23 protein-coding genes are annotated in these 24,158 nt (G+C 69.2%); 11 read left to right on the top strand and 12 right to left on the bottom strand.

Going from position 1 to position 24,158, the window contains the following annotated elements; all coding sequences use genetic code 11:
* Window positions 1–108 precede the first annotated feature (108 nt).
* The 9 genes from Q0480_RS06815 to fliF all read right to left on the bottom strand — a co-directional run bounded on the left by Q0480_RS06815 (window position 109) and on the right by fliF (window position 8,625).
* Window positions 109–1,029 (bottom strand): calcium-binding protein, encoded by a 921-nt coding sequence (locus tag Q0480_RS06815; protein ID WP_299131643.1) that lies wholly within the window; start codon window positions 1,027–1,029, stop codon window positions 109–111.
* A 93-nt stretch (window positions 1,030–1,122) separates the two neighbouring features.
* Complete coding sequence (locus tag Q0480_RS06810; protein ID WP_299131642.1) at window positions 1,123–1,755, bottom strand: septation protein A; 633 nt, start codon at window positions 1,753–1,755, stop codon at window positions 1,123–1,125.
* Window positions 1,756–1,834: 79 nt separating this feature from the next.
* Window positions 1,835–2,869, bottom strand: a complete 1,035-nt coding sequence (gene ftsY, locus Q0480_RS06805) for a signal recognition particle-docking protein FtsY (protein ID WP_299131641.1) — start codon at window positions 2,867–2,869, stop codon at window positions 1,835–1,837.
* 61 nt (window positions 2,870–2,930) lie between these two features.
* Complete coding sequence (locus Q0480_RS06800) at window positions 2,931–4,031, bottom strand: AI-2E family transporter (protein ID WP_299131640.1); 1,101 nt, start codon at window positions 4,029–4,031, stop codon at window positions 2,931–2,933.
* Window positions 4,032–4,278: 247 nt separating this feature from the next.
* Window positions 4,279–5,352: a FliG C-terminal domain-containing protein gene (locus tag Q0480_RS06795; RefSeq protein ID WP_299131639.1), complete on the bottom strand. Its 1,074-nt coding sequence runs from the start codon at window positions 5,350–5,352 to the stop codon at window positions 4,279–4,281.
* A complete protein-coding gene (fliP, locus tag Q0480_RS06790) occupies window positions 5,349–6,098 on the bottom strand; it encodes a flagellar type III secretion system pore protein FliP (RefSeq protein ID WP_299131638.1) in 750 nt (249 codons plus the stop codon). Before fliP ends, Q0480_RS06795 begins: the two co-directional genes overlap by 4 nt.
* A complete protein-coding gene (locus Q0480_RS06785) occupies window positions 6,088–6,429 on the bottom strand; it encodes a FliM/FliN family flagellar motor switch protein (protein WP_299131637.1) in 342 nt (113 codons plus the stop codon). Before Q0480_RS06785 ends, fliP begins: the two co-directional genes overlap by 11 nt.
* Entirely contained in the window at window positions 6,422–7,054 is a 633-nt protein-coding gene (locus Q0480_RS06780; RefSeq protein WP_299131636.1) for a hypothetical protein, read from the bottom strand. The genes Q0480_RS06785 and Q0480_RS06780 overlap by 8 nt, the downstream gene beginning before the upstream one ends.
* Complete coding sequence (gene fliF, locus Q0480_RS06775) at window positions 7,051–8,625, bottom strand: flagellar basal-body MS-ring/collar protein FliF (protein ID WP_299131635.1); 1,575 nt, start codon at window positions 8,623–8,625, stop codon at window positions 7,051–7,053. Before fliF ends, Q0480_RS06780 begins: the two co-directional genes overlap by 4 nt.
* Before the next feature lie 159 nt (window positions 8,626–8,784).
* Between fliF and Q0480_RS06770 the strand changes: the two genes are divergently transcribed.
* From Q0480_RS06770 to Q0480_RS06750, 5 genes are all read left to right on the top strand, one after another.
* Window positions 8,785–9,330 carry a flagellar basal body-associated protein FliL gene (locus Q0480_RS06770; RefSeq protein WP_299131634.1) on the top strand — a complete coding sequence of 182 codons (546 nt, stop codon included), beginning with the start codon at window positions 8,785–8,787 and terminating at the stop codon, window positions 9,328–9,330.
* Window positions 9,331–9,341: 11 nt separating this feature from the next.
* Window positions 9,342–9,995 (top strand): hypothetical protein, encoded by a 654-nt coding sequence (locus tag Q0480_RS06765; protein ID WP_299131633.1) that lies wholly within the window; start codon window positions 9,342–9,344, stop codon window positions 9,993–9,995.
* A gap of 3 nt (window positions 9,996–9,998) precedes the next feature.
* Window positions 9,999–10,556, top strand: a complete 558-nt coding sequence (locus tag Q0480_RS06760; RefSeq protein WP_299131632.1) for a hypothetical protein — start codon at window positions 9,999–10,001, stop codon at window positions 10,554–10,556.
* 153 nt (window positions 10,557–10,709) lie between these two features.
* Window positions 10,710–11,582 (top strand): flagellar motor stator protein MotA, encoded by an 873-nt coding sequence (gene motA / locus Q0480_RS06755; protein ID WP_299131631.1) that lies wholly within the window; start codon window positions 10,710–10,712, stop codon window positions 11,580–11,582.
* Window positions 11,579–13,897: a hypothetical protein gene (locus tag Q0480_RS06750; RefSeq protein ID WP_299131630.1), complete on the top strand. Its 2,319-nt coding sequence runs from the start codon at window positions 11,579–11,581 to the stop codon at window positions 13,895–13,897. The genes motA and Q0480_RS06750 overlap by 4 nt, the downstream gene beginning before the upstream one ends.
* Before the next feature lie 69 nt (window positions 13,898–13,966).
* On the opposite strand, the gene Q0480_RS06745 is transcribed toward Q0480_RS06750, so the two are convergent.
* Entirely contained in the window at window positions 13,967–15,304 is a 1,338-nt protein-coding gene (locus tag Q0480_RS06745) for a dicarboxylate/amino acid:cation symporter (protein WP_299131629.1), read from the bottom strand.
* A 261-nt stretch (window positions 15,305–15,565) separates the two neighbouring features.
* Here Q0480_RS06745 and Q0480_RS06740 point away from each other — a divergent pair, with 261 nt between their 5' ends.
* The 5 genes from Q0480_RS06740 (at window position 15,566) to Q0480_RS06720 (ending at window position 21,310) form a co-directional block, all read left to right on the top strand.
* Window positions 15,566–17,410, top strand: a complete 1,845-nt coding sequence (locus Q0480_RS06740) for an ATP-binding protein (RefSeq protein ID WP_299131628.1) — start codon at window positions 15,566–15,568, stop codon at window positions 17,408–17,410.
* A complete protein-coding gene (locus Q0480_RS06735) occupies window positions 17,407–18,789 on the top strand; it encodes a sigma-54 dependent transcriptional regulator (protein WP_299131627.1) in 1,383 nt (460 codons plus the stop codon). The genes Q0480_RS06740 and Q0480_RS06735 overlap by 4 nt, the downstream gene beginning before the upstream one ends.
* Window positions 18,790–19,005: 216 nt before the next feature.
* Window positions 19,006–19,779, top strand: a complete 774-nt coding sequence (locus Q0480_RS06730) for an SDR family oxidoreductase (RefSeq protein WP_299131626.1) — start codon at window positions 19,006–19,008, stop codon at window positions 19,777–19,779.
* On the top strand, window positions 19,776–20,711 hold the full coding sequence (locus tag Q0480_RS06725) for a 2-dehydro-3-deoxygalactonokinase (RefSeq protein ID WP_299131625.1): 936 nt from the start codon (window positions 19,776–19,778) through the stop codon (window positions 20,709–20,711). Before Q0480_RS06730 ends, Q0480_RS06725 begins: the two co-directional genes overlap by 4 nt.
* Entirely contained in the window at window positions 20,708–21,310 is a 603-nt protein-coding gene (locus Q0480_RS06720; protein WP_299131624.1) for a 2-dehydro-3-deoxy-6-phosphogalactonate aldolase, read from the top strand. Before Q0480_RS06725 ends, Q0480_RS06720 begins: the two co-directional genes overlap by 4 nt.
* Window positions 21,311–21,341: 31 nt before the next feature.
* On the opposite strand, the gene Q0480_RS06715 is transcribed toward Q0480_RS06720, so the two are convergent.
* A complete protein-coding gene (locus tag Q0480_RS06715; RefSeq protein ID WP_299131623.1) occupies window positions 21,342–22,172 on the bottom strand; it encodes a GNAT family N-acetyltransferase in 831 nt (276 codons plus the stop codon).
* Window positions 22,172–22,900: a GntR family transcriptional regulator gene (locus Q0480_RS06710; protein ID WP_299131622.1), complete on the bottom strand. Its 729-nt coding sequence runs from the start codon at window positions 22,898–22,900 to the stop codon at window positions 22,172–22,174. Before Q0480_RS06710 ends, Q0480_RS06715 begins: the two co-directional genes overlap by 1 nt.
* 276 nt (window positions 22,901–23,176) lie before the next feature.
* Here Q0480_RS06710 and Q0480_RS06705 point away from each other — a divergent pair, with 276 nt between their 5' ends.
* Window positions 23,177–24,157 (top strand): ABC transporter ATP-binding protein, encoded by a 981-nt coding sequence (locus tag Q0480_RS06705; protein ID WP_299131621.1) that lies wholly within the window; start codon window positions 23,177–23,179, stop codon window positions 24,155–24,157.
* Window position 24,158 lies beyond the last annotated feature (1 nt).

Genomic DNA, 24,158 nt, shown 5'->3' with positions numbered 1-24,158 from the left:
ACGCCGACGCCGGCCTCGCCATGACCCTGGCGCGGACCTCGCTCGTCACGGAAAGAGGCGCGGAGCCGCTGTCCCGCGCCTCGTTGGAGCTGATCCGGCGCTAGCCGGTCAGAGAATGAAGTCCGACTCGCGCAGGGACGACACGCCGTCGAGCGCGATCTGGAAGTCGGCGCGGCCGTCGCCATCGACATCGCCATAGACGATGCCCGACCGGCAGCGCAACTCGCCCGCCACATCGCCAAATCCCTCGCGACCGATGAAGTCGAACCGCTGATCGCCACGCCGCGTCACGTCGGCGTCGATGGCACCGAGGTCTATGACGTCGGTCCCGGCCAGGAAGTCGGTGATCACGTCGCGCTTCTGCCAGAGGCCGGAATCGGCGAGGGCCTTGAAGGCGAACTCGTCGGCACCCGCGCCACCGGTAAGCTTGTCGAGACCCGCGCCGCCGACCAACCGGTCCACCCCGGCGCCGCCGGACAGGCGGTCGTCTCCGGAGTCGCCGTAAAGCTTGTCATTGCCACGTTCGCCGATCAGCACGTCGCGCCCGCTCTGACCATAGAGCTTGTCGTCGCCGCGCTCGCCATACAGGCGGTCATCGCCGCCGCGACCGCGGAGGTCGTCACCGCCGTCGCCACCCTTGAGAATGTCCTTGAATTTGTTGCCGATGATCCTGTCGGAACCGTGAAACCCGTCGAACACCCAATCGGTCGTACCTGAAATCAGGTCTTCATAGGCGATCTCTATATCGCAGTCGATCCAATCGACCACACTTTTGCGATCCTCATTGTAGTAATACATATCCTCGATAATAAAATCACCCGACGCGGACTGAGAATAGACCATCTTAAGGTATCGCAGCGGGTCGCCGCCAATCAATTCGGAGAAAACCACACGGCTATCCGCGTCGTAGCGCTTGCTCCACAGTATCTCGGTTTCGGTATCTCCGGTTTCGAAGAAAAACTCGCCATCGTCCGTCTCGGACATGTCGAACCCGTCGCCGATCCGATCGTATACCCTGAGAACTGACATCCCACCCCCCGATGGTTCGACTCACGGGGCAAGGATGATACACGCCCCGCCGGCCGTCCATATGATACAGGACAAGGTCGTCCGTACCGGCTCTCAGGAGTCGGTCCGCTCCGGGCCGGGTTCGGCGTGGGTCTGAACGATCGCATAGCGCTGGAAGAGCGGGATTTGCGCCATGATGAAGACGACGTTGGCCACCGGCAGGACGAAGGTGCGGAAATTGACCCAGGTGTCGGTGCCATAGAGCCGCCAGACGAATTCGTTCAGGATCGCGAGGAAGAGATAGAAGACGACGAAGCGGCCGGTGAATTTCATCCAGCCCTCGTCCCGCATCGGGATGAGCTCGTCCATCAGATATTTCAGGTAGCTCTGGCCGCGCAGCAGGCCGATGCCGAGGATCGAGGCGAAGAGACCGTAGAGGATGGTCGGCTTCATCTTCACGAAGGTGTCGTCGCGCAGGATCAGCGTCAGGCCGCCGAACACCGTCACCACGATCGCGGTGATGACCGCCATCTTCGGCAGCTTGCGGGTCAGGGCGAAACTGATCCCGAGCGTGGCGAGGATCGTCGGCACGAAGACCTTGGTCGCGAACAGCATCTGTTCGAGCTGCCGCTCGGCCACCTCGAGCCCGGAGCCGACGGGGGCCCAGCGATAGGCGAGAAAGAAGATGGCGATCGGCCCCACTTCGAGGGCGAGCTTCAGGAGCGGGTGCATATGTCGTTCGGCCATGCGCGCGTCATAGCCGCGCCGCCTTGCGAAATCCACAACATCCGGCACCCTCGCGCGGATGTCATGAGGCAGCGCGCGGTCAGAGGCCGGTGAGGGCGCGGGCGAATTCGTCGGGGTCGAACGGGGCGAGGTCGTCGATCTGCTCGCCGACGCCGATGGCGTGGATCGGCAGGCCGAAGCGGTCGGCCAGCGCGACGAGGACGCCACCCTTGGCCGTGCCGTCGAGCTTGGTCATCACGAGGCCGGTCACATCGGCGATCCTGGCGAAGATCTCGACCTGGCGCAGCGCGTTCTGCCCCGTCGAGGCGTCGAGCACGAGCAGCGTGTTGTGCGGCGCCTCGGGATCGCGCTTGCGGATGACCCGCACGATCTTGGCAAGCTCGGCCATCAGATCCTCGCGGTTCTGCAAGCGGCCGGCGGTGTCGATCAGCAGCAGATCGGCGCCTTCCGCCTCCGCGCGTGCCATGGCGTCGAAGGCGAGGCTCGCGGGATCGGACCCCTGCGCCGCCGTCATCACCGGCACGCCGGCGCGCTGACCCCAGACCTGCAACTGCTCCACCGCCGCGGCGCGGAAGGTGTCGCCGGCGGCGATCACCACCTTCTTGCCGGCCGCGCGGAACTGGCTCGCAAGCTTGCCGATGGTCGTGGTCTTGCCGGAGCCGTTGACGCCGACCACCAGCACCACCTGCGGGCGCTTGGGATAGATCGGCATCGGGCGGGCGACCGGCCCGAGGATCGCACCGATCTCGGCGGCGATCAGCTCCTTGATCTCGCGCGCGCCGAGACGTCGGCCGAACCGGCCCTCTGCCATGCTGGCCGTGACCTTGAGCGCGGTCTCGACGCCCATGTCGGCCGAGATCAGCAGCTCCTCGAGGCTTTCGAGCATGGCGTCGTCGAGCACCCTGCCCTTCTCGCGCTCGCCCCCGAACAGCCGTCCGACGAGACCCGGACGCTCCGCCCCCGCGGAGGTCGGGGGCTCGGGCTCGGGGGACGTGGGCGCCGGGGATGCCGCGGGCGCCTCGGCGGGGGCTTCGTCGAGGATCGCCTCCAGCCCCTCGTCGATCTTCGAGGAGGACTTGAACAGACGATCCTTGAGCTTCTGGAAAAACGCCATCGCCTTACCCCGGGATACCCGGGCCTTCCGTATCCCGCGGGCCGCGCGGATGCAAACCGGTCTATTCGCGTGGATCGGGCTCGAGCGGGCGGGACTCGAGGTTCGGCGCCTCGGCCTCGCCGCCCCGGTCGTCGCGGAACAGCGTCCAGGCGGCGATGAACAGCGCGGCGATCAGCGGGCCGATGACAAAGCCGTTGATGCCGATCAGCGACATGCCCCCGACGGTCGAGACCAGCACAACATAGTCGGGCAGGCGCGTGTCCTTGCCGACCAGCGGCGGCCGCAGCAGGTTGTCGACGAGCCCGATCACTCCGACCCCGACGCCGACCAGCACCAGCCCGCGGAAGAGGTCGCCGGTGATGAAGAAATAGAGCGCGGCGGGTGCCCAGACGATGGCCGCGCCGACCGCCGGCAGCATCGAGAGAAAGGCCATGAGAACGCCCCAGAAGAAGGCGCCCTCGATGCCGATCGACCAGAAGGTCAAGCCGCCTATGATGCCCTGGATGATGGCGATGATGACGTTGCCCTTGACGGTCGCGCGCACCACGGTCGCGAATTTCTGCACCAATGCGCGGTTGTATTCGGGGCTGAGCGGCATGGCCGCGAGGATCGAACGGCCGATCTCGCGGCCGTCGCGGAACAGGAAGAACAGGAGATAGAGCATGATTCCGGCGCTGACGATGACATGCAGCGTGTTCTGGGTCACGCTGACCGCCTGGCCGGCGACCAGTTGGCTGCCCTGCATCAGCGCGCCAGTCAGCCGCTCGCGCAGCGCGTCGTAGTCGCCGACGCCGACCTCGCGCATCCAGTCCTCGAACCCCGTCGGCAGGTCGGCGCGGAGTTCGGCGACGATCGTCGAGATGTCGATCTGGCCGCTCTGGAAGCGCTCGTAGAACCGGGCCCCCTCGCCGACCAGCGACGCGACGATCAGTGTCATCGGGATGACGGCGATCACCACGCAGACGAGCGTGCTGATCAGCGCCGCGAGATTGCGCCGTGGCCAGAACCACTTCTCGAAGGCGCGCTGCATGGGCTGGAAGATGATGGCGAGGATCACCGCCCAGAGCACCGCGCCGTAGAACGGCAGCAGCAGCCAGACGAAGGCGACCGTCACCAGCGCGAGGAGCAGCAGGAAAGCCTTGTGGTGCAGCGGGGTGTTCATGATGCGTCCCTTGGGCGCACGCGCGCGGCGACCATGTTGCCCGCGGGATCGGCGCCAGCGCGTCGAGGCGGCTGAACCGGCCGGCCGCCGGCTCCTTCCCCCGAGCGTAAGCGGGAAACCACGCGAATGGCAAGGCGGCGCGGCCGGGGCCGGCGCCCGTGACAACGTCGGTCAGGGCGCGCGCACGCCGCGACCGCGGGGCGCGGATGTCTTCCGGCCCGCCCGCGCGCCCCGGCGGCGCGCGGTGTCAGGCCATCGGGTCCTTCTCGACGAAGCGGATGGCGCCGAGACGGGCCTGGGCCTGGATCGCCTTGGTGACCTCGATCTGGGCCGCCTCGCCTTCCTTGCGCGAGACTTCGTCCAGCGCCGCCAGCTCCTCGATGTAGCGGTCCGCGAGTCGGCGCGGCAGGTTCTCCATGATAAAGGGCACGGTCGCGCTGCCCTGGCTCTCGCCGAGCTTCAGCGCCTTCATCAGCTCCTCCTCGGCCACCTCGCGCAAGACGCCGGCGATATCGCGGCCATGCACGCGGGTCGCGATATCCTCGAAGGTGAACATCGTACGCTGGACATCCTGGGCCAGCGACGGCTCCTGCGCCTCGAGATAGCCGAGAAAGCCGTCGCGCGCTTCGGACGAGATGTTGTTCATGAGACCGGCGATCAGGTCCGCCGGCCTGCGCTTCGAGAGGTTGCGCTGCAGGACCGAGAGGAAATCGCGGTCGATGGCGCTCATGATGCTGGCGGCGATCCCCGGATCGAGCGTCGGCACGCGCGAGAGCCGCAGCACGACGGTCTGGGCGAAGGAACGATCGAGCCGTTCGAGCACGCTGGCCGCGATCTCGGCGCGCATCTCGCTCAGGATGACGGCCGCGGTCTGCGGATGCTCGGCCTGCAGGAAGGTGGCGATGGCCGGGATCGGCGCGTCGTTCAGCCGGTCCCAGGTCGAGCGGGTGTCGCCGCGGCCACCGTCGAGCAGCCGCGCGACGTCGCCCTCGCCCATCACCGCGCCGAGCAGCTTTCGCGCCGCGTTGGCCCCGCCGCTGATCTCCGGACCGCTGGTCAGCGCCTCGAGGAACTCGACGATCACCGCGTCGAGCAGCTCCTGCCGGATCTTGCCCAGGCCCGCGAGCGCGCGGGCGAAGCGCTCAATGTCGGGTTGCGCGATCTCCTTCAGGAAACCGGCGGCGAGTTCCGGGCCGATCGCGGTCAGGATCATCGCCGCCTTCTCGATCGGCGTCGGCATCTGCTCGGGGCGCGGCGCCTGCGCCCGCGGCTTGTCGACACGATTGGCCTTTGCCGGGACGAGGGCGGTCTCGCCGCTCATGGCTGGTAGCTCCGCACCATGGCGCCGGCGAGCAGCGTCCAGCCGTCGGCGATCACGAAGAAGGCGAGCTTGAACGGCAAGGAGACGATCGCCGGCGGTACCATCATCATACCCATGGACATAAGGATGGCGGCGATCACGAGATCGATCACCAGGAACGGCAGGAAGATCAGGAAGCCGACCTCGAAGCCGCGCTTGATCTCACTGAGCAGGAACGAAGGCACGAGGATCGAGAGCGGCGTCTCGACACCCGGCGCCGGCGGGCGCGGCGCGGCGTCCGTCAGCATGCGCACGGTGCCGGGATCGACGCGGCCCTCCATGAAGACGCGAAACGGCGCGATCACCGGCGCGAAGGCCTGTTCGGGCGGCAGCGTGCCCTCGATCATCGGCGAGACGCCGTTGGTCCAGGCCTCGGTGAAGACCGGCTCCATCACGAACCAGGTGAGAAACAGCGCGAGGCTGACGATCATCATGTTCGGCGGCGCCTGCTGCACGCCGATCGCCTGCCGCAGGATCGAGAGCACGGTGACCATGAAGGGAAAGCAGGTGACCATGATCGCAAGCCCCGGCGCCAGGCTGAGCACGGTGAGCAGCAGAAAGAGCTGGATGGTGCGCAGGCTGATCGACTGGCCCTCGCCGAGATTGATCGAGACCTCCTGCGCCAGAGCCGGATAGGCAAGGAGAAGCAGCCCGGCCGCGAGCACGCCGAGCATCAGGAACCGCGATGGCAGGCGGTCAGAGTTCATTCGAGAAGTCGGCGACTTCGGTCAGACGAACCCCGAGCCGGCCGCTGTCGTCGCCGAGCTCCTGCAACTCGCCCCGCGCGATCAGCCGGTCGCCGATATAGAGCTCGACCGGATCGTCGATCGAACTGTCGAGCGTCAGGACCGAGTCGCGGCGCAACTCGACCAGTTCGCTGACCAGCGGCCGCGCCTTGCCGACCGAGATGGTTACCTCGATCGGCACGCCGAGAAAGGCGCCGCCGCGCGCCGCGCGATGGGCGGGCTCGGCCGGGGCCTCCGACGCCGGATGGAGCGCGGCGGCCGGCGATATGTCGTCGGGTTCGATGTCATCCATGGTCGGGTGTGTCCTCAGGGTTCACGGCCGGCTTGACGGCCGGGGTAGCTTTGCCCGCGGCGCCGAGATGCGAGGCGAGGCAATCGCCGATCTGGGCGACGCAGGCATCGAGGTCGAGATGATCGTAGCCCTGGTCCCAGAACACCTGCGCCTCGCGTGGCAGGAGTTCGGGCGCCGCCTCCACCGTCGCGGCGATACCGCGCTCCGCGAGGATCGAGGTCAGCGTCGGGGCGAGTTCGGGCGCGCAGCGCAGGCGCGGCCGGGCCTCGGGCGCGGCGTCGAGTGCCACGGTGACGAGGCGGGAGATTTCGGCGAAAAGGCCGGTCTCGGCGAGCGCGGGGGTGATCGCCTCGCAGAGCGCGCGGACCATCGGCGCGACGCTGGCGGCGACATGGCGCCGCGCCGCCTCGTTGCCGAGGCTGGCGTCGTTCAGGGCTTCGATCAGATCGCTGGTGAGGCGGGCCTGATCCCCGAGGAAGTTCTCCACCGCCGCCGACTGGCCGGCGAGAAAGCCGTCGCGATAGGCGTCTTCCCGCGCCGCCCCGAGGCGACGATCGAGTTCGGCGGCCCGGGCACGGGCCGGATCCGCGGCCGGAGCGAAGGTCTGAAGGCGGAAGGCGGTCATGATCCGGCGGGCTCCTTTTGGGGATCGGGCGCTTCGATCCAGCTCCGCAGCACGGCGGCGCTGTCCTCACCCCGGCTGGCGATCACCTCGCGCAGTCGGTCGATCTTGGTGACCGTCTGCGGCGGCAGGTCGAGCACGTCCTTGCCATTGCCAATCTGGCGGATCGGATCGGCACCAAGGGCCGGGTCGCGCGGGCCGGTCAGCTCCAGCAGCGCGACGGCGGGCTGGCGACCCAGCATTGGCCGCAGGACGAAGAAGATGAGCGCCAGGACGATGAGTGCCAGCACCGCCATCTGCGCCAGCCGCGCACCCTGGGCTTCGAGGAAGCCCGAACCGGACCGCTCGGCGAGCGAGCCCTGCTCGGCCGGCAGCGTGAAGCGCAGCGACTCCAGCGTGACCGTGTCACCACGCTCGGCGTCGAAGCCGATGGCGGACTGCACCAGCATGCGCAGCGTGTCCATTTCCTCCGGCGGCCGCGGCGTCCAGTTCTGGGTGCCGTCGGTCGCCGTCCCGGTGATGCCGTCGACGATGACCGCGACGCTGATCCGCCGGACCTGTCCGGGCTGGACCACCCGCTCGCGCTTGGTCTCGGACACGTCGAAATTCTGCCGCTCCGAACTGCGGCTGGACGAGCGGCTGCTCTCGCCCGACCCGCCGGCGGCGCCGTCGGGCAGGTTGCTGGCGACGGTGACGCCGGCATTGGTGCCTTTCGAGCTTTCCTGGTTCTGCTCGCTCTCGCTGCTGATCGCGACGCGGCTGTCGGGGTCGATCACCCGCTCGCTGATCGTCTGGCTGTCCATGTCGGCGTCGACATTGACCTCGACGATGGCGCGGCCGGGACCGACGCGCGCCTCGAGCAGGCGCTGGACATTGCCGCGCAGCGTCTCGGCCCGGTCGTCGGGCCGCGGGATCGCGCCGCCGGCGATCGTGTCCTCGGCCCCCGCGAGCACCACGCCGCTGACGGAATCGAGCACCGCGACCGCGTCCGGCGCGACGCCCGGCACCGCGGAGGAGACGAGATAGCGGATCGCCTTGGCCTGGCTCTCGTCGAGCGCGCCCCGCGCCATGGTCACGGTGACCGAAGCGGTGCCGGCGGTGTCGCGGGCGAAGGGCTGGGTCACCGGAGTCGCGAGATGCACGCGGGCCGCGCGCACGTTGGGCGAGCCGGTGATGGTACGGGCGAGCTCGCCCTCCTTGGCGCGCCAGTAGGCGGCGTCGAACATCTGGCTCGTGGTGCCGAAACCGGAGAGACCGTCGAGGATCTCGTAGCCCTGCGCCCCGCCGGCGGGCAGGCCGTCGGCCGCGAGGCTCATCCGGATCGTGTCGCGCCGGGATTGCTCGACGAAGATCGCCGTGTCGCGAACCTCGAAGGGCACATTGTCGGCCTCCAGCGCCGCGACCACCTCGCCGGCGGCGGAGGCGTCGAGGCCGGAATAGAGCAGCGCCATCGAGGGGGTGGTGGCGACGCGGCTGATGCCGACGATCGCCGCGACGATGGCGACGACGGCGAGAAGCGCGATGATCCGCCGACGCGGGTCGAGTCCCTCCCACAGCGCCTGGATCTGTTTCAACGCGGCCTCTTTCGCTGTTCGGTTCCGTTCGAGAACCCTTGCCCGGCGGTTAACCACCGGTATCGATTGCCGGATACTCGGCTGAACAGGCTTAACATTTGGTTAGTGGTCCTGAGGTTAATTGCGATCGAACCGCGAACTTTAACCCCTGGGTTTCCGATGTCCGACGCCGCCGCAGCTCCCCCGTCCGAAGCGCCGAAGGGTGGCAAGAAGGGATTGCTGTTCGGCGTGATCGGCGCGGCCGTTCTGGGCGGCGCCGGTTTCTATGGCATCTATTCCGGCATGATCTCGCCCAACCTGCTGACGGGCGGCGGCGGGAGCAACGCGGAAGCCTCCGGGCACGGCGAAGCGTCATCCGGCGAGGGCGGCGGGCATGGCGCGGCGGCCGGGACCGGGCCGCTGGCCGGGATCGCCTTCGTGCCGATGGACCCGATCACCATTTCGCTGCCGCCCGGTTCCTCGGCCCGGCATCTGCGCTTCACCGGCCAGCTCGAGGTGGATCCCGAGCAGTCGGCGGCGGTGACGCAGCTGATGCCGCGTATCCTCGACGTCCTGAACACCTATCTTCGCGCGGTCGAGGTGCGTGACCTCGAACAGCCCGCCGCGATCCCGCGCCTGCGCGCGCAGATGCTGCGGCGCATTCAGGTGGTGACCGGCGAGGGCAAGGTGCGCGACCTGCTGATCACCGAATTCATCCTGAACTAGAGGAGCGGCGGATGGGATTGCTCATGGATGGTCTGCTGATGGCCGCCTCGCTGTTCGCCGGCGCCTATTGCTGGGTGCTGGCGCGCCGGGTCCGCGACCTGAAGGATCTCGACAAGGGGCTCGGCGGCTCGATCGTCAACCTGACCCGGCAGATCGAGCTCGCCCGCGCCACGCTCGACGAAGCGCGCTCGGCCGCGAAGGACACGCGGCACGATCTCGGCCAGCTGAGCGCGCGCGCCGAGACCGCCGCCGCCCAGCTGCGCCTGCTGCTCGCGGCGGTGAAGGAACAGGACATGGCCCCCGTCACGCAGATGGTCCCGCAAGCCGCGACGCGCGCCGAGGTTCCGCCCGCGCCCGTCGCGCGGCCGCTGGCGCCGCCGGAAACGCCGACGCGCGCGCCGCGTCGGATGGAGGAGCCGAGCATCGAACAGCCGCGCCTCGAACAACCAGGGCCCGAGCAACCGAGACACGAGAAACCCGCCGCCGCGCGGCCCGAGCCGGAGGCAGCGCCCGCGCGCACGGCGACGGCGCCCGACATTCCGAAACCGCGGGCCCTGCCCCCGCTCAACGGCCTCTTGCGGCGGACAAGGCCGGAACCGGCCGTGGTCCGTGACGAGGACGAGATCCTCGACGCGCTGCGGGCGATCGCGGGCGGGGGCCGCTGATCCATGGCGACGCGGGTTCCGGCGATCGGCGGCGTCGGGCTGATCGTGCTCTGCTTTCTCGGCTCGGCCGCCCTGCGGCTGACCCATGGCGGACTGGCGCTGGCCGAGGAACTGGACCAGATGGCCCAGGAAACCGCCGGCGCGCCGCCCGAGCAGGGCGCCGACGCGCTGATGGCCGCCCTTCGCGAACGGGAAAAGCAACTCGACGCCGACGCGGCCAAGATCGCCGACCGCGCCCAGACGCTGAACGTCGCCGAGGCCAAGCTCGCCGAACAGCTCGCCGCCTTCGAAAAGGCCCGCAAGCAGCTCGAGGCGACACTCGCCAGCGCCGACAAGGCGGCCGAGAAGGACATCGACCGCATGACGACGGTCTATGAGAACATGAAGCCGGCCGAGGCAGCGAAGATTCTCGATCGGATGGACGTCTCCTTCGCCGCCGGCCTCATGGCCCGCATGCGTCCGGAAATCGCGGCCCAGATACTGGCCGGCATGAACCCCGACGCGGCCTACGCAGTGACCCTCACCGTCGCCAGCCGCAATTCCCGCGTGCCGACGAAGTAGGGCCGAGGCGCCGCGTGCGCCGAATATCTCTGCGAAACCGGGTGGTTTGAAGGTTTCTTAAGGTCCTGCCGTCACAGAGGACCGAGGCGCTCGCCGGAGCCGACACGAAACTCCGAGACTGGCGCGGGCACGGGCATTCGCAGGATTTGAGTCATGATTGGCATCGTCGGCATCGTCATCGTGTTCGCGTTCGTGTTCGGTGGATACACCTTCGCCGGCGGCAAGATCGGCATCATCCTGCATTCGCTGCCGTTCGAGATGATGATGATCGCCGGCGCGGCGCTCGGCGCCTTCGTGATCTCGAACGACATGCACGGGATCAAGCACACGCTGAAGGATGTCAGCAAGGTCTTCAAGGGACCGCACTGGAAGACGCAGGACTTTCAGGATCTGCTCTGCCTGATGTTCCAGCTCATCAGAATCGCGCGGTCGAACCCGGTCGAACTCGATACCCATATCGAGGATCCCGGCGCCTCCTCGATCTTCAACGCCTATCCCCGCGTCCTGGCCGACGACGAGGCGGTGGCGCTCATCTGCGACACGCTGCGGTCGGCTTCCATGAACTACGACGATCCGCATCAGGTCGAGGAGGTGCTGACCAAGCGGATCGAGCAGAACTACGAGAACGCCCAGCATTCCGCCCATACGCTGCAGCAGATGGCCGACGGCCTGCCCGCGCTCGGCATCGTCGCCGCCGTGCTCGGCGTCATCAAGACCATGGCCGCGATCGACCAGCCGCCGGAAATCCTCGGCAAGATGATCGGCGGCGCGCTCGTCGGCACCTTCCTCGGTGTGTTCCTCGCCTATGGCTTCGTCGGCCCCTTCGCCAACCGGGTGAAGGCGGTGATCGACGAGGACCAGCATTTCTACAACCTGATCCGCGAGGTGATGGTCGCCGCGCTGCATAATCACGCGCCGAACATCTGCGTGGAAGTCGGGCGGCAGAACACGCCGGCCAGCCTGCGCCCGTCCTACAACGAGCTCGAAGGGGCGCTGAAGGCGTCGAAACAGAGCCTCGCGGCATGATCAGGCGCGGTCTCGTCTCGATCGCGGCGCTGCTCGCCGCCGCGCCCGCGTTCGGCGCGGAGGGCGGCGTGATCCGGGGCGGCGAGCATGTGGGCTTCTCGCGCATCGTGCTGACGGTCGAGCCGACGACGGAATGGTCGCTCGAGACGCGCGACGGCGGGGCGACGATCTCCTTCCCCGGCAAGGCGCTGGATTTCTCGACGATCGGGACGTTCGAGAAGCTTCCGAAGACGCGCATCAAGGCGGTTCGCACGACATCGGGTCCGTCGGGGACCGCCGTCGAGGTCGAGATCGATTGCGACTGCCGGGTCAGCACCGCCTTCGTCGGCGCGCAATATCTGGCGTTGGACGTGGCGGACCGCGACGCCGCGCCACCCGCCCCGGTGGCACCCAAGCCCGCGCCGGAGGATCCCGCCGCCCGTGCCGAGCGCGAGGCGGCGGCCGTCGCCTCGGCCGAGGAGGTGCTGCTGCGGCAAATCGCACGCGCGGCGAGCCAGGGGCTGATCGAGCTGTCCGAATCAAGCCAGGCGCCGGAAACCCAAGCGGAAGCGGGGACCGAAACGCCGGGGTCGGAGACGCCGCCCGCCGCCGTGGCCGAAGCGCCGCCGCTCGCCCGGCCCGTCCCGGCGAGCGCGCCGCTGACAACGGTCAGCGCGACGGCGCCGCGCGCGGCGCTGGCAGAGATCCCGCTCGGCCTCTTCGACCACGAGCAGGTCAAGGCGACGACTGTCTTCGACCGCGACACCCGCCTCGCATCGGCGCGGATGAAGGAGCAGCCGCCGGCGCCGGAATGCCTGCCCGACGCGGTGTTCGATTTCGCGCAATGGTCGAACGGGCAGGCGCTGTTCGCGCAGGAGCCGGCGTTGGAGCGGCGCGTCTTGGGCGAGTTCGACGCCCCCGACGCCGAGGCGCTGGCCGAGCTTGCCCGGCTCTATATCCGCTTCGGCTTCGGCATCGAGGCCGAGAACCTGTTGCGCGGCATCGAGACACCCTTCCCGGACCGCGCCGTATTGCTCGATCTCGCGCGGGCGGTCGAGGGGCGGCCGGTCGCGGCGGACGGGCCGCTGGCGCTGACCGCGATCTGCCCGGGGTCGCACGGCCTCTGGCTCGCCATCGGCGGCGCGGCGCCGGCCTATCACGACGCGGCGAGCTTCACCTCCGTCCAGCAGGCCTTCGAAGCGCTGCCGATCGATACCCGGGCTCTGATCGGCCCGCGCCTGATGTCGCGTCTGCTCGACGCCGGCCAACCGGAGGCCGCGCGGCTGATCCATGATACCGCGGTCCGGCCCGGCGAGGCGTCCTCGGATGAGACGCGACTCGGCGAGGCGCGCCTCATGGCCGCCGAGGGCCATCCTATGGAGGCGGCGCGGGCGATGAACCTGCTCGCCACGGGGAATTCCGGCGTCTCGGTCGAGGCGCTGATTCGGCTCGCGCGGCTCACGCTCGACGCCGATCTGCCCGCGCCGGGCAATCTCGTCACCGATCTGCGCGCGGCCGCGCTCGAGAACCGGCATACCGAGCGCGAGCCGGAGTTGCGCGCCCTCCTTGCCGAGGAACTGGCGCGCGAAGCGGCGCTCGGCCTCGCCATCACCGAGATCCGCTCGGCGCGGGCCGATCTGCCGGACAATATCGCCGCGATCGACGCGCTCGCTGTCCGACTTCTGGCCGCCGCCGATCCCGCGGAGGTCGGCGAGGCCGCCTATGCCGAGATCATGCTGACCCAGGGCCCGCTGATCGGGCCTGATCCCGCGAACGACGCCGCCCGCCTGTCCATCGCGGCGCATCTGCTCGCCATCGGCCTGCCGCGCGCGGCGCTTGACCTGCTGGCGCCGGCGACGGCGCGGGGCGCGCAACCGACGCGGATGCGCGCGGCGGAGGCGCATCTGCGGCTCGGCGATCCCGACGCGGCCCTCGCCGACGTGGCGAATATCGACGGCCCCGCCGCCGCCGAGTTGCGCTCGCGCGCCTATGCGCTGAAGGGCGATTTCGCCGGCGCCGCGCGCGTGCTGGCCGAAGCCGGGCTGACCACCGAGGCGGCGGGCTATGCCTGGCCTTCCGGCGACTGGCCGAGCGTTGCGACCGAGGATCCGAACCGCGCCGCGATGGCGTCCTACATGGCGGGGCGCGCTGGCGGGAAGCCGGCGCCGACACCCGCGGCGGAGCCGGATTCCCTGTCTCCCGCGCTTGCGTTCCAGGAGCCCCTGCCCCAGCTCGATCGGCCGAGCCTCGGCGCCGCGCGGCGGCTGCTCGCCTCGGGGCAACAGGTGGAAGGCTTCATCCAAAGCGTGCTGACCCCGACGCCGAACCCGCGATAGAAGCGGGCTGGCAATGGAAAAAGGCCGCGCCCCCGGGGGCACGGCCATCCTGTCAGTTCGCGGGGCAGGTCAGGCGGCGTCTTGCAGCGGCTCGCCCTGTTCGTCGAACTCGACCTCGCGGTTCAGCACGGCGGTGAGCCGCGCCCCGTCGAGCTCGCCTTCCCAGCGGGCGACGACGATCGTCGCGACCGCGTTGCCGATGAAGTTGGTCAACGCCCGAACCTCGGACATGAACCGGTCGACACCGAGGATCAGCGCCATGCCGGCGACCGGGACCGAGGGGACGACCGAGAGCGTCGCGGCCAGAGTGATGAAGCCGGCGCCGGTGATGCCCGCCGCGCCCTTTGAGGAGAGCATCGCGACGAGGAGCAGGGTGATCTGGTCGCCCAGCGAGAGGTCGATGTCGCAGGCCTGGGCGATGAACAGGGCGGCCAGCGTCATGTAGATGTTGGTGCCATCGAGGTTGAAGCTGTAGCCGGTCGGGACCACGAGGCCGACGACCGAACGCTTGGCTCCCGCCTTCTCCATCTTCTCCATGAGCGACGGCAGGGCGGCTTCCGAAGAAGAGGTGCCGAGCACGAGGAGCAGCTCTTCCTTCAGGTAGCGGATCAGCTTGAAGATCGAGAAGCCGTTCCACCAGGCGACGGTGCCGAGAACGACGACGACGAAGATCAGAGCGGTCAGATAGAAGGTGCCGACCAGCATCGCAAGATTGAGCACCGAGGCGATGCCGTACTTGCCAATGGTGAAGGCCATCGCGCCGAAGGCGCCGATGGGGGCGGCCTTCATCAGGATTTCGACCAGCTTGAACATCGGCGCGGTCATCCCCTGCAGGAGATCGAGCACCGGCTTGCCGCGCTCGCCGACGGCGGCGAGGCTGATGCCGAAGAGCACCGAGAAGAACAGAACCTGGAGGATGTCGCCCTTGGCGAAGGCGTCGACGACGGTCGTCGGGATGATCCCGGAGAGAAAGCCGACGACCGTCGTATCATGCGCCTTGGCGGCATAGTCGGCGACGGCCGCGCCATCGAGGGTCGCCGGGTCGATGTTGAGCCCGGCGCCGGGCTGGACGAAGTTGCCGACGATCAGGCCGACGAACAGCGCCAGCGTCGAGAAGGTGATGAAATAGGCGAACGCCTTGCCGGCGACCCGGCCGACCTTCTTCAGGTCCGACATGCCGGCGATGCCGGTGGTTACCGTCAGGAAGATGACCGGTGCGATGATCATCTTGACAAGCTTGACGAAGCCGTCGCCGAGCGGCTTCAGGCTGGCGCCGATATCCGGCCAGAAGTGGCCGATGGTGATGCCGAGCGCGATGGCAAACAGCACCTGAAAATAGAGTTGCGCGTAAAACGGCTTCTTGGGTTCGGCTCCGGCGGGCCCGGAATGGGTCGCGGGGAAGTGCATGTCTGTTCCTCCAGTTGCTCGGGCCAGCTACTCGCACGCGCCCGTCGACTTTTTGCCCTCGACCAGACTCTCACCCGGCCGCAACACTGCACAAGCAAACATCGTGCCAAGGATTTGCACCTGAAAAAGTGATTACATGACAACATGTTGCCAGAACATGCGTCTGTTCGGTCCTGTGCGGCTTTTCACACTCTCCCCTGTTCGTGAGCGATCAACCGCACTAGTCTCGGTCGCGCGAACGGGGATCCATGGCGGATGGTGATGGGCGCGAATGACGCGGAGGCGGCGAGCGGCGCGGCCGGGGGCGTGCCGGATCGACGAACGGCGGGCGAGAAGCCACTGGGGCTGGCGCCAGCGCTCATGCTGCTGCTTACGCTCGCTGCGATCACTCTCGCCGTCATCACGGCGGGACGCGTCGCACGCGACCGGGCCACCGCCAACCTGAACGAGCAGGCCGCGGCCGCCCTGCCCCTCGCCGCCGCCGCGCTGTCGAGCGTGATCGAGAAGCAACGGCTGATCCCGACCGTGCTTTCACGCGACCCCGAGGTCATCACGCAAATCGCCGCCACGGATCCGGCCGCCGAGGCGCGGCTCGACGAGAAGCTGGCCGAAATCGTCGCGGAATCCGGCGCGGCGGTGATCTATGTCGTGGACAAGAACGGCGTGGCCATCGCCGCCAGCAACGCCGGCGACCCGGGGAGTTTCGTCGGAAGCGACTACGGCTTTCGCGAATATTTCTCGCGGGCGATGACCGAAGGTTCGGCCGCGCAGTTCGCGCTTGGCACCGTAAGCGGGCGTCCCGGGCTCTATCTGTCGCGGCGGGTCGACAGCGTGACCGGGCCGCTCGGCGTCGTGGTGGTCAAACTCGAGTTCGATGCGCTCGAGGCGCGCTGGCGGGACAGCGGTTTCGTGGTGGTGGTCACCGACCCCGCCGGCGTGATCCAGTTGACGACCGTGCCCGAATGGCGCTTCGGCGCTCTGCCCGCGCTGGCCACGGGCGCCGGGGCACCCTCGGCCGCGCCGACCGCGCCCATCGCATTCGGCGATCCGGGTCTCGCCCGTGTCGGTCGGGACGGTGGCGTGGCCCAGTACGCGCGCGCCACCGGCGCGGTCGGACCGGCGGCGCCGGACTGGACAATGACATTGCTCGCCCCGGCCGGCACCGCGCCGCGCGCCGCCGCGCGCACCGCCCAGACGATCGTCATCCTCGTCGGAACCCTGCTCGCCGCCGCCGGCTGGGCGGTGGTGCGCCGCCGACGGGGCGCGGTCGCCCGGCAGGCGGCGCTCGCCCGGATGAACGCCGAGCTCGAACATCGGGTCGCCGAGCGGACCGAGGACCTCAACCGCTCGAACGTCGCCCTCGCCGCCGAGATCATCGAGCGCGAGAGCGCCGAGGATCGCGTCCGCCGACTGCGCGACGATCTCGCGCAGGCGAACCGGCTGTCGATCCTCGGCCAGATCGCGGCCGGCGTCGGGCACGAGATCAACCAGCCGCTCGCCGCGATCCGCGCCTATGCCGAGACCGGCGCCCAGCTGATCGACGGCGGCCACACACCGGCGGCGCGCGACAATCTTTCCGAGATCGTGCGCGTGACCGAGCGGATCGGCGCCATTACCCAGATGCTGCGCGGTTTCGCCCGGCGCGGCACGGGAGCGACGCGGCCAGTGGCGGTGGACGAGGCGATCGAGGGCGCGCTGTCCCTGCTCTCCGGCCGGATCCGCGACGCCGGCGCGCGGATCGAGCGCGCGCCCATCGCACCCGGGCTCGCCGCGCTCGCCGGGCGCATCCGGCTCGAGCAGGTGCTGGTCAATCTGTTGCAGAACGCGCTCGACGCGCTGCGCGACCATGCCGACCCCCGAATCGGGATCTCGGTGGGGACGACACCCACGACTGTCACGATCAATGTGCGCGACAACGGCACGGGCCTGTCGCCGGAGGCCCAGGGCAATCTCTTCATCCCCTTCGCCACGACCAAGGTGACCGGCCTTGGCCTTGGGCTCGTCATTTCCGGCGATATCGCCCGCGAGTTCGGCGGCGACCTGCGCCTTGAACCCGATGACGGCCCCGGCGCTTCCTTCACGCTGGAGCTGCCGCGCGCGCCATGACCGCCTCCCCGCTGATCTTCGTCGACGATGATCCCGACCTGCGGCGGGCGACCACGCAGATGCTGACGCTCGCCGGCTTCGAGGTCCAGGCCTTCGACTCGGCCGAGGCGGCGCTGCCGGCCATCACGGCGGAATTCGAGGGAGCGGTGGTCACCGACATCCGCATGCCCCGGATGAACGGCCTCCAGCTTTTCGAGCGGGTCCGTGCGATCGATCCGGACCTGCCGGTGATTCTGGTGACCGGGCACGGCGACGTCGATCTGGCAGTCGCCGCGCTCAAGGACGGGGCCTATGACTTCATCTCGAAGCCGTTCGAGAGCGCGCGCCTGTCCGGCACGGTCGCGCGCGCCGCCGAGAAGCGGCGGCTGGTGCTGGAAAACCGCCGCCTGCTCGCCGCGGCGGCCGAGCCGCCCGCCGACCTGCCGCTGATCGGCGACACCGCCGGCGTCCGCCGCCTGCGCGAAATCGCCCGGCAGGTGGCCGAAGCGGACGTCGACGCGCTGATCCTCGGCGAGACCGGCTCCGGCAAGGAGGTGGTGGCGAACCTGCTGCATCACTGGAGCCGGCGCCGGGCGCGCAATTTCGTGGCGCTGAACTGCGGCGCCCTGCCCGAAAGCGTGCTGGAGAGCGAGCTGTTCGGCCACGAGGCCGGCGCGTTCACCGGCGCGGTGAAGCGCCGCGTCGGCCGGATCGAACATGCGAGCGGCGGCACATTGTTCCTCGATGAAATCGAATCGATGCCGCCCGCGCTGCAGGTCAAGCTGCTGCGCGTGCTGGAGACGCGCGAGGTCGAGCCGCTCGGCACCAACGAGCGGCGGCGACTGGACCTGCGGGTCATAGCCGCGACCAAGGTCGATCTCGGCGACGCCGAGGCGCGCGGCGCCTTCCGGGCCGATCTCTTCTACCGGCTGAACGTCGTCACCCTGCGCATTCCACCGCTGCGCGAGCGGCGGACCGACGTTCCGCTTCTGTTCGGACATTTCCTGCGACGGGCCGCGGAGCGTTTCGGGCGACCGATACCCGACCTCGCGCCCGCGGTGCGCGCCCATCTCGAAACCCACGACTGGCCCGGCAATGTCCGCGAGCTCAGCCACTACGCCGACCGCGTCGCCCTCGGGCTGGAGCCGGAGCCGGGCGCCGGTACCATCGTGGCGGCGCCGGTCCCGATCGCGGCCCCGGACGGGGATACCCCGCTCGATCCAGCGCCCCTCGCCGAGCAGGTCGATGGTTTCGAAGCCGAGGTGATCCGCCGGACCTTGCGCGCCCATCACGGCGACGTTCGGCTGAGCACCGCGGCGCTCGGCCTGCCGCGCAAGACCTTCTACGACAAGCTGAAGCGCCACGGCATCGTGCGCTCCGACTTCGGCCCCGAGGAATGAAGGGAGGCTGTTCGACGCCCCGCCGTCGCCTGTCACCGCTTCCCGTCGAATTCGGCGCGGAGCGCGCGCTGTCGGCGCCCGGTGACATGGCATCGGGCGCCTGAAACGCGCCGAGCCCCGGCGGCCTGTTTTCGTTGGTCCAACTCACCAATCCGGCACTACCTCCGGCGCGCGGCTGTGCTAAGAGGCGGAAACCGGTTCGGGAGGACCTGCGAAATGACCGAGCGCTACGCCACGTTCCATGATCTGGCGGGTCAGAGCGTGTTCATCACCGGCGGCGGCTCCGGGATCGGCGCGGCCCTGACCGACGGCTTCCTCGGCCAGGGCGCGAAGGTGAGCTTCGTCCAAAGGTCCGACGCCTCGGCCTTCGTCGCGGAGATGGCGAACAAGCATGGCACCGCCCCTTTGTTCATCCGCTGCGACATCACCGACATCCCCGCCCTGCAAGCCGCCGTGGCCCGCGCCTGCGAGGAAAACGAACCGGTGACGGTCCTCGTCAACAACGCGGCGAACGATACGCGTCACGCGCTGGAAGACCTCGATTCCGACGGCTGGGACCGCAACCAGGCGATCAATCTCAAGCCGCATTTCTTTTCGGCCCAGGCGGCGATCCCGGGCATGAAGGCGGCCGGCGGCGGATCGATCATCAATTTCTCCTCGATCTCCTACATGATGGGCAACGGCGCCTATGCCTCCTACACCGCTGCGAAATCCGGCATTCTCGGGCTGACCCGCTCGATCGCCCGCGACTTCGGACCGTTCAATATCCGGGCCAACGCGCTGATGCCGGGCTGGGTACTGACCCGGCGCCAGCTCGATCTCTGGGCGGAGCCCGAGTCGCTGGCGGCGCATCTGGAGAAGCAATCGATCAAGCAGCATCTGATCGAGCGCGACGTGGTGGACACGACGCTGTTTCTCGCCTCGAAGGCGTCGCGGATGATGACGGGTCAGGCGTTGGTGGTCGATGGCGGCGTGGTAGTAACCGGATGAGCCCCGCGAACGACTGGGTGGCGGCGGACTGGATCGCGGTCGACTGGGGAACCTCGAACCTGCGTGTCTGGGCGATGGACGCCGATGACAGGCCGCTGGCCGAAACCTCGTCGCATGCCGGCATGTCGAGCCTGACGCGCGACGGGTTCGAGCCGGCGCTGCTCGACCTCGTCGTCGGCTGGCTCGATCTGACGCGGGTCACCGATGTCGTCGCCTGCGGCATGGTCGGCGCGCGCCAGGGCTGGGCGGAGGCGGAATATGCCACCGTGCCCGGCCCTCCGCGCGGGCCGCAGGCCTTCACGCGGCCGCGGGTCCGGGACGGCGGCATCGCGGTGCATATCCTGCCGGGCATGCGGCAAGATATGCCGCCCGACGTCATGCGCGGCGAGGAAACCCAGATCGCCGGGTTGCTGGCGCGCGAGCCCGGTTTCGACGGTGTGGTCTGCCTGCCCGGCACCCACACCAAATGGGCGCATGTCAGCGCCGGCGAGGTGGTGAGCTTCGTTACCTTCATGACGGGCGAGCTTTTCGCGCTGCTCTCCTCCGCCTCTGTCCTGCGCCACACCGTCGCGGCCGACGGCTGGTCGGACGAGGATTTCGCCGTCGCCGTGGAGGAGACGCTGGTCCGGCCGGAACGGGCCTCGGCCCGAATGTTCGGCCTGCGCGCCGAGGCCCTGCTGGCCGAGCTGTCGTCGGAGCGATCGCGGGCACGGCTGTCGGGCTATCTCATCGGCATGGAGCTGGCCGGCGCGCGCCCGTACTGGCTCGGGCGGGACATCGTGATGATCGGCGCGCGCCGGATGACGGAGGCCTATGTCGCCGCGCTGCGGCTCGGCGGGCTGGCGCCGCGCATCCACGACGCCACCGAAATGACGCTCGCCGGTCTCGCCGCGGCGCACAGACAGTTGCTCGCCGAAAGACAGCACCAATGAGCCGGCGCCTGATCGCCATCCTGCGCGGGCTCGATCCTTCGCGCGCGCTCGATACCGCCGAGACGCTGATCGAGGCCGGGATCGTCTGGATCGAGGTGCCGCTGAACTCGCCGCGGCCGCTGGAAAGCATCGCGGCGATGCAGGAGCGGTTCGGAACACGGGCGCGGATCGGCGCGGGCACCGTATTGACCGAGGACGAGGCGCGCGCGGTGGCCGATACCGGGGCGACCTTCATCGTCTCGCCGAACTGCGACGCCGCCGTCATCGCCCGGACCAAGGCGCTGGGACTCGGTTCCTATCCCGGGGTCTTCACGCCGAGCGAATGTTTCGCCGCGCTCGGCGCCGGAGCCGATGCGCTGAAGATCTTCCCCGCCGGAATGATGGGGCCGGAGGGGCTGCGCGCGATCCGCGCGGTGCTGCCGGTCGGGACGGCGGTCTATGCCGTGGGCGGCGTCGGACCCGCCGATTTCGCACACTGGCGCGCGGCGGGCGCCGACGGCTTCGGCCTTGGCTCCTCGCTGTTCCAGCCGGGTTGGTCGGTCGCGCGTGTCGCCGAGGCGGCCCGCGCCAGCGTCGCCGCCTTCGACGCCACCGGCTGATCCCGCGCGGGCGAGGCCTTCCGCCGCCGCCTCAGCCGAGTTCCAGCGTCGTCTCGCCGAAGATCGCGGCGGGCTTGCCGAGCGGTGGCGCCCCCTTGTACATGCGCGCCGTCTCGAACATCGGCTTGAATCCGAGATGCTCGGCCATGGCGAGGGCCGCCGGATTGGCTTCCGGCATGTCGATCAGCACCGACCGGGTGCCGATCGCCGCGGCGAGCGCGCGCAGGAGCGACGCGGCCTCCGCCACCTTCGGCGCGATCAGCGGGCCGACCTTGTAGCCCTCGCGACAGGCGCGGATGGTGCCGACGCCGGTGATCTCGCCCGAATCGACCAGCGCGAGCGTGCGCCGCGTTGGCGTGTCGGTGAACCAGGCGCCGAGATAGTCCGCCCGTTCCTCGCCCGACACGAAGGTGTCGAGCCCGACCAGGTCCGGCAGCATTCTCGGCTCGACGCGGCGCGCCGGCGGCCAGGGATCGGGCGGCGCCGACGCCGCGAACCGAATCGTGCGATGCGCGAGCGCGAAGCCGGCGCGGGCGTAGTTCCCCTGCTGCGCCAGCACGCCGTCGAGGCCGACGATCCGGTCGCCGAGATGGTCCATCCCGGCCTGCCACAGCTTGCCTCCCACCCCCTGTCCGCGCCATTCGGGGCGGGTGATGAAAAGGCCGAGAAAACCGTAGCTCGGATTGTGGCGCACGACCGAGATCGCCGCCACCGGCTCGTCTCCGACCCAACCCATCAGGAAACCGTCCGGATCCGCGGCGTGGAAGGCGGCGGCGTCGTCGAGCCCGGGGTTCCAGCCTTCGGCCGCCGCCCAGTCGAGCACGCGATCGAGATCCGCCAGCGACATCGGCGCGATCCGCATCAGGCGGACCTCTCGAACATGTCGCGCAGGCTGCGCGGCGCGGCGCGCCTTTCGGTGAGGTCGAGACCCGACAGCAGGTCGACCAGATGGCTCTGCATCAATTCCTCGGCCAGACGTCCCTCCCCCGCCGCGATGGCGTCCATCAATGCGTGATGCGCGTGACTTTCGCACAAGGTGTCACGCCTTTTCCAGTAGAGCGCGATGATCAGCGACGAGCGCGAGACCAGCGCGGCGATGAATTCGGCGATTGTCCGCTGGCGCGCGATCTCGGCGATCGCGCCGTGGAACAGGCCCGACAGATAGACCGCGCGGCCGAGATCGCCGGACCGGAGCGCCGCGTGCTCGGCCTCTATGTGCGCGGTGAGCTGGCGCAGCTCGGCCGGGGTGGCGCGGCCGGCGGCGGAATGCGCGGTGCGCGGCTCCAGCAGCGCGCGCGCCTCGAATACCTCGCGCGCCTCGCGCGGATCGGGCCGCGCCACGAAGGCGCCGCGATTGCGCTTGATGGTGACGAGATTGCGATGCGCGAGCGATTGCAGCGCGCCGCGCACCACCGTGCGCCCGGCGCCGAAGATCTCGCCCACCTCATCCTCCGACAGCTTGGCGCCCGGCGGCAGGCGATGCTCGAGAATGGCGCGTTCGAGGCTGCGCGCGATCTCCGCGCTCGGCTGGATGGTTCCGCCGTCGTCGGGGGAAGTCGCGGCGAGCTCGTGTCGAGGCAATCCGGTCATGTCTTCGAAAGGAACGGGCTTCGAGATCTCGAAGCGACCCTAGGCCGATTCGGTCCACGCTTGTATCCAGATTGGTTCGCCCGGCGCCAACCCTTTCAGTATCGTATACGATCCGCGTGCCTTTTGCACACGAAATGGTTAATTTTTCGCCAGCCGCCGGATTTTCGGTCCGAAGACGTCCGGGCCGAACGCTCGGACTTTGCACCCGCCGCCGACAGTTCGCCAAATCGGAACGACGATCCTGACCCCATCGATGTGGACCGGCGACGAGGGACCATGCGCACACCCCACGATCTCGAACTCGCGGCATTGACCAAGCGCTATGGCGACAGCGTGGCGGTGGATGCGATCAGCCATGTCTTCCCCGCCGGCGGCTATGTCTGCCTGCTCGGCCCCTCCGGCTGCGGCAAGAGCTCGACGCTGCGGATGATCGCCGGGCACGAGAGCGTTTCGGAAGGCGCGATCGTGCTCGACGGCACCGACATTTCGCACCTGCCGCCGGCACGGCGCGGCACGGCGATGATGTTCCAGAGCTATGCCCTGTTTCCGCATCTGAGCGTCGAGGAGAACGTCGCCTTCAGCCTCAAGATGAAGGGCGTCGACAAGGCGACGCGGCTCGCCAAGGCGCGCGAGCTGCTCGAACTCGTCGACATGAGCCGCTATGCGACCCGGATGCCCGCGCAGCTCTCGGGCGGACAGCAGCAGCGGGTCGCCCTCGCCCGCGCGCTCATCACCAGCCCGCGCGTGCTCCTGCTCGACGAGCCGCTGTCCGCGCTCGATCCGTTCCTGCGCGTGCGGATGCGGGCGGAGCTGCGCAAGCTGCAGCGCGAGCTCGGAATCACCTTCGTCCATGTCACCCACGGGCAGGAGGAGGCGCTCGGCCTCGCCGACGAGATCGTGCTGATGAACGCCGGCCGCATCGAGCAGGCGGGCCCCGCGCGCGAGGTCTTCAACGCGCCGAACACCGAATTCGTCGCCCGCTTCATGGGCGGGCACAATGTCATCGGCGCGCCGGGCGCGCGGTTCGCGGTGCGCGCCGATCGGCTGCGGCTGCGTCGCGGCGGTGACGGAATGCCTGCGACGGTCTCGGGCGTCGAGTATCAGGGCGCCACCGTCCATGTCTCGCTCGCCGCGCCAGAGGCGGGCGAACTGACCGCGATCCTGCCCGAAGCCGATTTCTTCGCCGCGCCGCTCGAACCGAGCGCCACCGTCGGCGTCGCCTGGGATCCCGCCGACCAGCATCGCCTGAGCGCCTGAA

It is taken from the genome of uncultured Amaricoccus sp., from assembly GCF_937891315.1.
Taxonomy (GTDB): Bacteria; Pseudomonadota; Alphaproteobacteria; order Rhodobacterales; family Rhodobacteraceae; genus Amaricoccus.
Note: the sequence above shows the minus strand (reverse complement) of the source record. Positions and strands in the feature narration are given on the sequence as shown.